Source organism: Pseudomonas sp. AOB-7 (genome assembly GCF_003696305.1).
Taxonomy (GTDB): domain Bacteria; phylum Pseudomonadota; class Gammaproteobacteria; order Pseudomonadales; family Pseudomonadaceae; genus Aquipseudomonas.
Window position 1 is genome coordinate 1 of sequence record NZ_RFFK01000012.1, and the last position, 11,927, is coordinate 11,927.

Genomic DNA, 11,927 nt, shown 5'->3' on the forward strand with positions numbered 1-11,927 from the left:
TCAGCTACAGCCTGCCGCTCTGGTAAGGCTTGCGTGCACAACTGCTCCTCGTGAAGCATTTCGGGCCCTGCGGGGCCCGTTTTTTTACCGCGGCGCAGCGTACTGGCGTTTCGCCTTCCTGCGTTGACGTTAACGTAAAGACTTGCTAGCGTGCCGGCCACGCGGCTTCATCCGCGCCGTCTTTTTCAAGGGATAACCGCCATGGCCGCCAAGACCTACAGCATTTCCGAACTGGCCCGTGAGCTGGACGTGACCACGCGGACCATCCGTTTCTACGAGGAGCAGGGCATGCTCTCGCCGACCCGTCGCGGCCAGGAGCGCATCTACACGGCCAAGGACCGCGTGGCGCTGAAGCTGATCCTGCGCGGCAAGCGCATCGGCTTCTCCCTGGCCGAGTGCAAGAGCCTGATCGAGCTGTACGACCCGCAGGGCGACAACCGCAATCAGCTCAACATCATGCTGGGCAAGATCGCCGAGCGGCGCCTGCAGCTCGAGCAGCAGTTGCTCGATATCCAGCAGATGCAGCTGGAGCTGGACACCGCCGAAGAGCGTTGTCGCGCGGCCTTGCTGGAGATTCCCGAAACGCGTTGAGTTCAGTCCCGCAGACTGCCCAGGGCTCCGCGCAACGCGCCCTGCGCCATATCGCGCAGCAGCGCCTGACGGGCCTGGCCACTCAACTGCGGTGCCTCGACCCAGGCCGGCAGCTGGTTGAGCAGGGTGACGATGCCGCCCAGCGCCGCCCGGCAGCTGTCGCCGAGCGGCTGGCCGTGACACTGCTCGACGCTCTCCACCAGCAGTCGTTGATAGCGTGCGCGAAGCGCGCCGATCTGTCGCTGCTGCTCGGCGTTCAGGCAATGGCTCTCGTATTCGGCGAGACGAAAGTGCGCCGCCATGCGCCCGTGCAGCTGCAGGTGCGCCTCGACCAGCGCCTGCAGCCGCGCGTTCGCTGGGGCGGCCTGGCGGCTGACCTGCTGGGCGCCATGCAGCAGTTCCTCGTAGAGCTCCTCGATCAGCTCGAACAGCAGCGCCTCCTTGCTCTCTATATGGTTGTACAGCGAGCCGGCAGCGATACCCAGATGCTCGGCCAGGTCGCGCATGCTGACCCGGCTGAACCCGCGGCAGGCGAACAGTTCCAGCGCCTTGAGGCGCGTGTTCTGGTAGCGCGAGGGATCGGTGCGGCGTTGGCTGGCGGGCATGGCGGCAGGAATGGAGTAGCAGGGGGCGCCAAGCATGGCGCCGCTGATGGTGAAAGCCTAGGTCGGCAGCGCTCGGCTTGGCCGAGCGCTTTGGCCAACGGCCGTTACAGGGGGTAGTGCGTCAGCTCGCGGGCGATCAGCAGGCGCTGGATTTCGCTGGAGCCCTCGTAGATCTGAGTGATGCGCGCATCGCGGTAGTACTTCTCCACCGGGAAGTCCTCCAGGTAGCCGTAGCCGCCATGGATCTGGATGGCCTGGGAGCAGACTTTCTCGGCCATTTCCGAGGCGAACAGCTTGGCCTGCGAGGCCTCCGACAGGCAGGGCAGGCCGGCGCTCTTCAGTCGCGCGGCATGCAGGATCAGCAGGCGCGCGGCGTTGAGCCGGGTGTGCATGTCGGCCAGCTGGTTGGCCACGCTCTGGTGCTCGGCGATCGGCTTGCCGAACTGCACCCGCTCGCGCGCATAACCCAGCGCCGCCTCGAAGGCCGCGCGGGCGATGCCCAGGGCCTGGGCGGCGATGCCGATGCGCCCGCCCTCGAGGTTGGCCAGGGCGATGGCCAGGCCCTTGCCGCGTTCACCGAGCAGGTTTTCTTGCGGGATGCGGCAGTCCTGCAGGGTCACCGCGCAGGTGTCCGAGGCCTTGATGCCCATCTTGTGCTCGCTGCGTTCGACCACGAAGCCCGGGGTGTCGGTGGGCACCAGAAAGGCTGACAGGCCTTTCTTGCCCAGCTGCGGGTCGGTGACGGCGAAGACGATGGCCAGCTTGGCGCGCTTGCCATTGCTGACGAACTGCTTGGTCCCGTTGAGCAGCCAGTGACCGTCCTGCAACACCGCCTGGGTGCGCAGGTTGTGCGCCTCGGAGCCGGCCTGCGGCTCGGTGAGACAGAAGCAGCCGATGGCCTGGCCGCTGGCCAGCGCCGGCAACCAGGCGTCCTGCTGGGCGGGGTTGCCGTACTTGAGCAGGGGGCCGCAGCCCACCGAGTTGTGGATGCTCATCAGCGCGCCGAGGGCGCCGTCACCGGCGGAGATTTCCTCCACGGCCAGGGCGTAGGCGACGTAGTCGGTGTAGCTGCCGCCCCATTGCTCCGGCACCACCATGCCGAGCAGGCCCAGTTCGCCCATCTGCGTCACCACGGTGTCGTCCAACCAGCCGGCTTTTTCCCAGGCCTGGGCGTGCGGCGCCACCTCGCTACGGGCGAAGTCGCGGGCCATGTCGCGGATCATGCGTTGGTCTTCGGTCAAATCGATATCGTGCATGTTCTACTCCTAGTGGCAGCTGGTGTGCGCGGTGCACCCCAAGGCGGCGTGGCCGGGGCGGAAGCCGGCGAAGAAGGCCTGCACCCGCGCGGGCGACAGCTCGGCCAGACTCGGTGGGTTCCAGCGCGGCGTCCTGTCCTTGTCGATGATCAACGCACGCACGCCTTCCATGAAGTCGCCCTTGGCGAACCACTGGCGATCCAGGTGCAACTCCAGGGCGAAACAGTCGGCCAGGCTCAGATGGCGACCGCGGCGCAGCAGCTCCAGGGTCACCGCCATGGCCAACGGCGAGCGGCTGCCCAGCAGCTGCAGGGTCCGCTCGGCCCAGTCGGCGGCATCGGTCTGCCGTTCGGCGTGCAGCGCCGCAAGGATCGCCGGCAGGTCGGGCGCGGCGAAGCAACGCTCGATGGCCGGGCGCAGTCTAGGCAACTCGGCGTGCGGTAGCTCGCCGCTGGCCAGCTCGGCGAGCAGGGTGCGCAGGTCGTCGTCGGGCGAGTCGCTCCAGGGCAGTCGATCCAGTGCCGCGTCCAGTTCGGTCAGGCGGTCGCTGTCGATGCAATGGTCGGCCAGGCCGGTGTAGAGCGCATCGCCGGCGCCGATCTGCACGCCGCTGACGCCCAGGTACAGGCCCAGCTCGCCGGGCAGGCGCGGCAGGAAGTAGCTACCGCCGACGTCGGGGAAGAAACCGATGCCGACCTCGGGCATGGCCATGCGCGTGCGCTCGGTGACCAGCCGCAGCGAGGCGGCCTGGGCCAGGCCCATGCCGCCGCCGAGTACGTAGCCGTCGAGCAATGCCAGCACGGGCTTGGGATAGGCGTGCAGGCACTGATCGAGGGCGTACTCCTCTTCGAGAAAACGCAGGTGCAGGTCGTCGCCGCTGCGTTGGCTGTCATACAGCGCGCGGATGTCGCCGCCGGCGCAGAAGGCCTTGTCGCCGACGCCGCGCAGCACCACCGCGCGAATCGCCGGGTCCTGCGCCCAGGCGTCCAGCTGCATTTGCAGCTGGCGCACCATGACCAGGGTCAGGGCGTTGAGTCCGGCCGGCCGGTTGAGCGTCAGGTGGCCGACGCCGTTGCGCACGGCCACCAGGATCTGCGGCTCGGCGCCGCTCATGCCGGCTGATCCTGCTGGTACAGCTTGATGATGGCGGAGAAATCCAGGCCGCCATGACCCTTGAGGCTCAAGCTCTGGTACAACTGCTGCGCTGCGGCGCCGAGCAGCACCGGTTGGCGTGCGTGCCTGGCCGCCTCGGTAGCCAGGCCCAGGTCCTTGAGCATCAGCTCGGCGCCGAAGCCGCCGCTGTAGCCGCGCGAGGCCGGGGCGTTGTCCAGCACGCCGGGGTAGGGGTTGTTGATCTCCGAGCTCCAGCAGCGGCCGCTGGAGGTGTTGATGATGCCGGCCAGCACCTTGGCGTCCATGCCCAGCGCCACGCCCAGGGCCATGGCCTCGGCGACGCCGACCATGGAGATGCCCAGCAGCAGGTTGTTGGCGATCTTCGCCACCTGGCCATTGCCGCTGTCGCCGCAGTGCACCAGGTTCTTGCCCATAGCAGAAAGAATCGGCCCGGCGCGGTCGAACGCACTTGCCGGACCGCCGACCATAAAGGTCAGAGTGCCGGCCGCGGCGCCGCCGGTGCCGCCGGAGACCGGCGCATCGAGCATCGGGTTGCCCTGGGTGGCGGCGCGGGCGGCCACCTCGCGGGCGCTGAGCGGGTCGATGGTGGAGCTGTCGATCAACAGCACGCCCTTGGCGACCTGGGCGAGCAGGCCGTCCTGGCCGAGGTAGACCTGTTTCACCTGGGCGGCGGCCGGGAGCATGGTGACGATCGCCTCGACCGGCGCCTGGGCCACGGCTGCCGGCGAGATGGCCGCGCTGGCACCGGCCTCCACCAGGGCCGTAACGGCCTGGGCGCTGGGGTCGTAGACGCTGACGCTATGGCCGGCCTTGAGCAGGTTGCGGGCCATGGGGCCGCCCATGTTGCCGAGACCGAGAAAACCTATATGCATGATGGAGACTCCGTTGTGAGTGTTCGAGGCGCTGGACCTTTGCCCCTCACTCCATGGGGGAGAGGGGCGATAGCGGTTCAGCGGTGCTGAAAGCGCGGCGGGCGTTTTTCCACGAAGGCTTGCATGCCTTCCTTTTGGTCGTGGCTGGCGAACAGCGAATGGAACACTCGCCGTTCGAAACGCACGCCTTCGGCCAGGCCGAGTTCCTCGGCGCGGCCCACGCATTCCTTGATCATCATCGCCGCCGGCAGTGACTTGCCGGCGATGCCAGCGGCTACCGCCAGGGTCTGCTCCAGCAGTTCGGCGGCCGGCAGCACGCGGGCCACCAGGCCGGCGCGTTCGGCTTCTTCGGCGCTGAGCTGGCGGCCGGTCAGGCACAGCTCCATGGCCTTGGCCTTGCCCAGCGCACGGGTCAGACGCTGGGTGCCGCCGATGCCGGGAACTACCCCCAGGCTCAGCTCCGGCAGGCCGAAGCGGGCGGTATCGGCGGCGTAGATGAAGTCGCACATCAGCGCCAGTTCGCAGCCGCCGCCCAGGGCGTAGCCGGCCACTGCGGCGATCAGCGGCTTGCGCCGGTTGCCGATGCGGTCGGCGGCGGCGAAGAAGTCGTCCAGGTAGATCTGCGGGTAGCCCAGTTCGAGCATTTCCTTGATGTCGGCACCGGCGGCGAAGGCCTTGGCCGAGCCGGTGATGACGATGCAACCGATGCCGGCGTCGGCCTCCAGGTGGTCGAGCGCCTGGTTGAGCTCGGCGATCAGTTGGCTGTTCAGCGCATTGAGTGCCTGCGGGCGGTTGAGGGTGATCAGGGCGACGCGTTCGCGCACCTCGACCAGCAGGGTCTGGTAATCCATGGAGCTGTCTCCCGACGGGGCCGGCGCGGTGGCCGGCCCGCATGGCTTATTTCAGGGTGATGGTGGTGTTGACCGGGCCGCCGACCTCGTCCTCGTCAAACCAGCGCGAGGTGACGGTCTTGGTCTGGGTGTAGAACTGCACCACCTGCTTGCCGTAGGGACCCAGGTCGCCGAGCTTGGAGGCGCGCGAGCCGGTGAAGGAGAACAGCGGCACCGGCACCGGGATCGGCACGTTGATGCCTACCTGGCCGACGTCGATCTCTTCCTGGAAGTGCCGGGCGGCGGCGCCGGAGCGGGTGAACAGGGCGGTGCCGTTGCCGTTGGGGTTGGCGTTGATGACGGCGATGGCCTCGTCCAGGGTCGCGGCGTGCATCACGCACAGCACCGGGCCGAAGATTTCCTCGCGGTAGATGCTCATGGCGGGGGTGACTCCGGCGAACAGGGTCGGACCGACGAAGTTGCCGTCCTGATAACCCGGCACCTGCGGGTTGCGGCCATCGAGCAGCAGCTGGGCGCCTTCCTCGATGCCGCGGGCGATCAGGCCGCTGACGCGATCCAGGGCGGCGCAGGAGACCAGCGGGCCGACGTCGGTGCCGGGCTCGACGCCTGCGCCCACCTTCAACGTCTTGCTCTTTTCTACCAACTCCGGCAGCCAGCCTTGCGCCTCGCCCACCAGGATCACCACCGAAAGTGCCATGCAGCGCTGGCCGGCGGCGCCGTAGGCCGCGCCGAGCAGGTTGTTGAGGGTCTGCTGCTTGTTCGCATCGGGCAGCACGATGGCGTGGTTCTTAGCCCCCATCATGCACTGCGCCCGCTTGCCGTTGGCCGTGGCACGGTTGTAGACGTGGGTGCCGACCTGGGTCGAACCGACGAAGGACACCGCCTTGATGTCCGGGTGATCGCAGAGCAGGTTGACCGCCTCGGCGCCGCCGTGGATCACGTTGAGCACGCCCTTGGGCACGCCGGCCTGCATGGCCAGCTCAGCCAGGCGCATGGTTACCAGCGGGTCTTGCTCGGACGGTTTGAGGACGAAGGTGTTGCCGGTGGCGATGGCCATGGGGAACATCCACAGCGGGATCATCGCCGGGAAGTTGAACGGGGTGATGCCGGCGCACACACCCAGCGGCTGGTGCAGGGTGTAGGTGTCGACGCCGCCGGCGACGTTGTTGGCCAACTCGCCCATCTGCAGGTTGCCGATGTTGGCGGCGTGCTCGACCACCTCCAGGCCGCGGAAAACGTCGCCCTCGGCGTCCGGCAGGGTCTTGCCCTGTTCGGCGGTGAGCAGCGCGGCCAGCTCCTTCATGTTTTCGCGGATCAGCTGCTGGTACTTGAGGAAGATCCGTGCGCGGGCACCGATCGGGGTCTTGCGCCAGGTCTTGAAGGCCTCGGCGGCGCAGGCGACTGCGGCGTTCATTTCTTCGGTGGTGGCGAAGGGCACGCGGGCCAGGACTTCCTGGGTGGCCGGGTTGACCACATCGCGCCACTGGCTGGTCTTGGATTCGACGAGTTCGCCGTTGATCAGCAGCTTGACGCTGGGAACGCTGGAAGAGGTCATGTTTCGGTCCTATCTGCTTCTTGGGGTCGAGTGAGGCCCCTCGGCCGGGGCGGCCGAGCGGTCGGGTTTAGGGGGAGGCCGGCGCGCCGGCCCGGATTCAGCCCTTGAGCTGCGGGAAGTCTTCTTCGAAGTATTCCTGCGCGCCGCGTTCGCCCTGGCGGCGCTGCACCTCCATCTGCCGCAGTTCGACGCGGCGGATCTTGCCGGAGATGGTCTTGGGCAGCTCGCTGACGAACTCGATGCGCCGCACCCGCTTGTAGGGCGCCAGGTGCTCGCGGGCGAAGGCAAATATTTGCTCGGCCAGCGCGGCGTCGCCGGTCCGGTCGTGGGCGAGGATGACGAAGGCCTTGGGTACCGCCAGGCGCACTGGATCGGGGCTCGGTACCACGGCGACCTCCATCACCGCAGGGTGTTCGATCAGCGCGCTCTCCAGCTCGAAGGGGCTGATGCGGTAGTCGGACGCCTTGAACACGTCGTCGGCGCGACCGACGAAGGTGATGTAGCCCTCGGCATCGATGGCTGCGGTGTCGCCAGTGCGGTAATAGCCGCCGCGCATCACCTCGGCGGTCTTCTCCGGGCTGTCCTCGTAGCCGAGCATCAGGCCCAGCGGATGCGGGTCGAGCGGCAGGGCGACCTCGCCTTCGCTGGCCGGTGCGCCGTCGGGGTCGAGCATGCACACCCGGTAGCCGGGCAGCGGACGGCCCATGGAGCCGGGCTTGAGCGGCTGGCCGGGGGTGTTGCCGACCAGGGCGGTGGTCTCCGACTGGCCGAAGCCGTCGCGCAGCGGCAGACCCCAGGCCGCCTCGATCTGCTCGATGATCTCGGGGTTGAGCGGCTCGCCGGCACCGACCAGCTCGCGCAGGCGCAGGCGGCCTTTCAGGCTGGCCAGGTCTTCCTGGATCAGCATGCGCCATACGGTGGGCGGCGCGCACAGGCTGGTGATGCCGTACTGCTCCAGCACGCCGAGCAGGGCCTTGGCGCTGAACCGCGCGCAGTTGTGGATGAACACGCAGGCGCCGGCGTTCCACGGGGCGAAGAAGCAGCTCCAGGCGTGCTTGGCCCAGCCGGGGGAGGAGATGTTCAGGTGCAGGTCGCCGGGCTTGAGGCCGATCCAGTACAGGGTCGACAGGTGGCCGACCGGGTAGCTCTGGTGGCTGTGCAGCACCATCTTCGGTTTGCTGGTGGTACCGGAGGTGAAGTACAGCAGCAGCGGATCGCTGGCGCGGGTCGGGCCATCGGCCTGGAACTCGGCGGGATAGTCGGCGGCGCTGGCGTGGCCGATCCAGCCCTCGACCGCTGCACCGACGCAGATGCGTGTGCAGCCTTCGGCCAGGTTGGCGAATTTGCCGGTGTGCTCGCTGCCCACCACCAGATGGCGCACGCCGCCGCGCTCGAGGCGGTCGCGCAGGTCGTCGGCGGTGAGCAGGGCGGTGGCCGGGATCACTACGGCGCCGAGCTTGAAGGCGGCCAGCATGGTCTCCCACAGGGCGATGTGGTTACCCAGCATCAGCAAGATGCGCTCGCCGCGGCGCACGCCGCGTTCGCGCAGGTGGTTGGCCACGCGGTTGGAGCGCTCGGCCAGTTCGGCGAAGCTGTAGCGCTGCTCGCTGCCGTCCTCCTCGACTATCCACAACGCCGGCGCCTGGTTGCCCGCGGCCATGGCATCGAAGTAGTCCAGTGCCCAGTTGAATTCGTCGAGCTGCGGCCAGCGGAAGTCGCGCACCGCAGTTTCGTAGTCGCTGCGGTGGGCCAGCAGGAAATCGCGGGCGGCGAGAAAGGGGAGGCAGTTGCGGTTCATGGTTGCGGCCCTGTCTTGTTGTTGTGGGGGTACGGCGCAAGCAAGCTTGTATCTGGAGTATAGGTAGGCGTTTGCGCCGCCAGAAGACGTAAATAATCCGGATCGATATGCATAAATATCGCTATGGATTTAACCCGTGGTGAGGCCTGAGGTGCGGAGCAGAGCCGTCTTCGCAGGGCAAACCGGGGGCTGGTCAGGGTGTCTGGCATGGCGTATATCTGTGCGCAATTGCCCCGATACGACGGCAGGTACAGGGATCGATATGCAAAAAGGCACGATGGGCGACAAGCTCAACTGGGACGACCTGCGCTTTTTCCTCGAGGTGGCGCGTACCCGCACCGCCAGCGCGGCTGCGCGCCGGCTGGGGGTCGACTACACCACCGTGTCGCGGCGCATCCGCGCGCTGGAGCAGAGCCTGGGAGCGCTGCTGTTCGAGAAGTCGCGTGCCGCCGGCTTCGCCCTTACCGTCGAGGGCCAGCGCCTGCTGGGGCATGCCGAGACACTGGAAAGCACGTTGCAGGCCGCTTGCGAACAGGTCTCCGGGACCCGTCTGGGGCTTTCCGGGCACCTGCGCATCGGCTGCACCGAGGCCTTCGGCTGTTGTTTCGTCAGCGCGCAGATGAGCGGTTTTCTCGCGCGCTACCCGCATATCTCCCTGGATATCCTGCCGGTGCCGCACTTCGTCAGCCTGTCGCGGCGCGAGGCGGACATCGCCATCACCCTGGAACGCCCTGAGCGTGGGCCCTACGTCTGCGCCAAGCTGTGCGACTATCGCCTGCGCCTGTACGCCACCCCTGAGTACCTGGCCAGCCATGCGCCGATCCGCAGTCGCGACGATCTGGCCGGCCACCCCTTCGTCAGCTATGTCGACGACCTGGCGTTCAGCTCCAAGCTGCTCTACCTCAACGACCTGTTGCCGGGGACCGTCAGCCAGCTGCGCAGCACCAGCGTGATCGCCCAGTACCACGCCGCGCTGCAGGGCAAGGCGCTGGCCATTCTGCCGAGCTTTCTGGCCGGCCCGGACTCGCGCCTGCAGGCGGTGCTGCCGGAGGAGGTGGACGTGATTCGCCAGTTCTGGCTGTCCTACAGCGAGGACCTGCGCAAGCTCAAGCGCGTGACTCTGGCAGCCGAGTACCTGCGCGCCTGCGCCGATCTCAACCGGCCGCTGCTGATGGGCGAGTCCAGCCAGATGCACTACCTGCCGCCGAGCTGAGCTCAGCGGCACGGGGTTTGCTCGCCAATCCCCCAGCGGCCCCCGGCGGGGCCGGAGCTGGACAAGCGATAACGGCGGGAGCATGGTCACCCATAGTGCCGTCAGGCGCTGGCGACAAGGTAGAGGTTCAGGCGGGAGCGAAGATGGCACAGCGTATTCAAACAACAACGGCTGCCGATCCATTGCACGAATCGAGACAGGCGCGTCTCAAATTGCTACACGAGGGCGAGTTGCCCGAGGGCCTGCTGCGCGAGGAGATCCATGCCTCCTGGCGGCGCAGCCTCGGTCACGGCCTCAACTGCCTGGAGCACGATGCTCTCGGCCTGCAGCAGGACAATGACCTGCAGCTACTGCTCGACAGCAACCGCCTGCTGATCGACGCCGCCACCCCCGAACTGGAGTACCTGGTCAGCCAGCAGGGCAAGGCCGGCCTGGTGATACTCGGCGACGCCCAGGCCAATATCCTCGCCCTCGAAGGCCAGACCCAGCTGCTCAAGGATCTCGGCCTGCGCGACCTGCGCCCCGGCAGCTGCTGGAGCGAATCGCTGCGCGGCACCAACGCCCTGGGCACGGCGGTGCTGGAGGGGCGGCCGACCCTGATCAACTGCGGCGAGCATTATCTCGATCGGCTCAGCCGCTTCTCCTGCACCTCGGTGCCGATCCGTGACCCTCGTGGCCGGGTGGTCGGCGTGCTCGACCTGACCCGCGACGGAGTTATGAGCCAGCCGCAGGACAACCTGGCAACCCTGTTGCTGGCGGCCAGCAATATCGAGAGCCGGCTGTTCGCCAGCTGCTATCCCGAGCATCTGGTGCTGGCCTTCCATGCCCGCCCGCAGTACCTCGGCTCGGCCTGGCATGGCCTGCTGGCGCTGAGCCTGGACGGCGAGGTGCTGGCCGCCAACCAGCAGGCCTGCGAGCTGCTGCAGATCGGCCGCGAGGCGCTGCTCGGCCGGCGCAGCAGCGACCTGCTCGGCAGCCGCTCGCCGCAGTTTATCGCTCGCCTGCTGCAGGGCGGCGTCAGCAGCGTGCAGACCGCCAAAGGCGAGTTCTATTTCCGTGCCCTGCAGGTGCCGCGGCATACCAGTCTGGCCGGCGTGCCGCTGCAGTCGCCGCGCAGTGCGCCGACCAAGCCTACCCTGCTGGACGACCTGGCCGCCGGCGACAGCCGCTTCGCCCGCGCCCTGCGCATGGCCAGTCAGGGGCTGGCCGGTGACCTGCCGGTATTGCTGCTGGGCGAGACCGGCACCGGCAAGGAAGTGGTGGCGCGCGCCCTGCACCAGGCCAGCGCGCGGGCCGACCGGCCCTTCGTCGCGGTCAACTGCGCGGCCATTCCCGAGGGGCTGATCGAGTCCGAGCTGTTCGGCTACCGCGACGGCGCCTTCACCGGCTCGCGCAAGGGCGGCATGGTCGGCCGGCTGATGCAGGCCCACGGCGGCACCCTGTTCCTCGACGAGATCGGCGACATGCCGCTGGCCCTGCAGGCGCGCCTGCTGCGCGTGCTGCAGGAGCGCAAGGTGGCGCCACTAGGCGCCGGCGAGGAGCAGGACATCGACGTCGCGGTGATCTGCGCCACCCACCGCGACCTCAAGCGCCTGGTGCAGGACAAGAGCTTCCGCGAGGACCTCTACTACCGGGTCAACGGCGTCAGCCTGCGCCTGCCGGCGCTGCGCGAGCGCGGCGAGCTGTCTTCGATGATCGCCCTGGTCCTGGAAAAGCTGGGCGCCGAACAGGTGAGCCTGGACAAGGACCTCGCCGAGCTGTTCGCCGGCTATGACTGGCCGGGCAATATCCGTCAGCTGGAAATGGTGTTGCGCGCGGCGCTGGCCATGCGCGAGCCGGGCGAGACGGTGCTGGGCCTGGATCACCTGACCGACAGCCTGCTCGACGAGCTGACCGCCAGCTGTCGCCAGCCCGGCAGCATCCGCGAGAGCGAGCTGGAGCTGATCCGCGGTGCACTGGCGCGGCACCAGGGCAACGTCTCGGCGGCGGCCGATGCGCTCGGCATCAGCCGCGCCACCCTGTATCGCAAGCTCAAGCAGCTGCGCTGACGCG

Annotated in this window: 10 protein-coding genes; 3 read left to right on the top strand and 7 right to left on the bottom strand. The window is 68.0% G+C overall.

The features are described from left to right. Positions 1-201 precede the first annotated feature (201 nt). The gene (locus tag EA796_RS18805) at positions 202-591 is read left to right on the top strand and encodes a MerR family DNA-binding transcriptional regulator (protein ID WP_021444290.1); all 390 of its coding nucleotides are present in this window, start codon (positions 202-204) and stop codon (positions 589-591) included. Positions 592-593: 2 nt separating this feature from the next. Here EA796_RS18805 and EA796_RS18810 read toward each other — a convergent pair whose 3' ends face one another. From EA796_RS18810 to EA796_RS18840, 7 genes are all read right to left on the bottom strand, one after another. Then, entirely contained in the window at positions 594-1,232 is a 639-nt protein-coding gene (locus EA796_RS18810; RefSeq protein WP_122109711.1) for a TetR/AcrR family transcriptional regulator, read from the bottom strand. Positions 1,233-1,300: 68 nt separating this feature from the next. Further along, on the bottom strand, positions 1,301-2,452 hold the full coding sequence (locus tag EA796_RS18815) for an acyl-CoA dehydrogenase family protein (protein WP_122109712.1): 1,152 nt from the start codon (positions 2,450-2,452) through the stop codon (positions 1,301-1,303). A 9-nt stretch (positions 2,453-2,461) separates the two neighbouring features. Continuing rightward, positions 2,462-3,565 carry an enoyl-CoA hydratase/isomerase family protein gene (locus tag EA796_RS18820; RefSeq protein WP_122109713.1) on the bottom strand — a complete coding sequence of 368 codons (1,104 nt, stop codon included), beginning with the start codon at positions 3,563-3,565 and terminating at the stop codon, positions 2,462-2,464. Beyond that, positions 3,562-4,458, bottom strand: coding sequence for a 3-hydroxyisobutyrate dehydrogenase (mmsB, locus tag EA796_RS18825; protein WP_122109714.1), 897 nt, complete (start codon positions 4,456-4,458; stop codon positions 3,562-3,564). Before mmsB ends, EA796_RS18820 begins: the two co-directional genes overlap by 4 nt. A gap of 77 nt (positions 4,459-4,535) precedes the next feature. Further along, complete coding sequence (locus EA796_RS18830) at positions 4,536-5,309, bottom strand: enoyl-CoA hydratase (protein ID WP_021442708.1); 774 nt, start codon at positions 5,307-5,309, stop codon at positions 4,536-4,538. A 46-nt stretch (positions 5,310-5,355) separates the two neighbouring features. Further along, the gene (locus EA796_RS18835; RefSeq protein ID WP_122109715.1) at positions 5,356-6,864 is read right to left on the bottom strand and encodes a CoA-acylating methylmalonate-semialdehyde dehydrogenase; all 1,509 of its coding nucleotides are present in this window, start codon (positions 6,862-6,864) and stop codon (positions 5,356-5,358) included. Positions 6,865-6,961: 97 nt separating this feature from the next. Beyond that, on the bottom strand, positions 6,962-8,662 hold the full coding sequence (locus tag EA796_RS18840; RefSeq protein WP_122109716.1) for an AMP-binding protein: 1,701 nt from the start codon (positions 8,660-8,662) through the stop codon (positions 6,962-6,964). A 262-nt stretch (positions 8,663-8,924) separates the two neighbouring features. Between EA796_RS18840 and EA796_RS18845 the strand changes: the two genes are divergently transcribed. Next, positions 8,925-9,875 carry a LysR family transcriptional regulator gene (locus EA796_RS18845; protein ID WP_031302800.1) on the top strand — a complete coding sequence of 317 codons (951 nt, stop codon included), beginning with the start codon at positions 8,925-8,927 and terminating at the stop codon, positions 9,873-9,875. Between the two features lie 143 nt (positions 9,876-10,018). Continuing rightward, positions 10,019-11,923 carry a sigma-54-dependent Fis family transcriptional regulator gene (locus EA796_RS18850; protein ID WP_122109717.1) on the top strand — a complete coding sequence of 635 codons (1,905 nt, stop codon included), beginning with the start codon at positions 10,019-10,021 and terminating at the stop codon, positions 11,921-11,923. Positions 11,924-11,927: the final 4 nt, after the last annotated feature.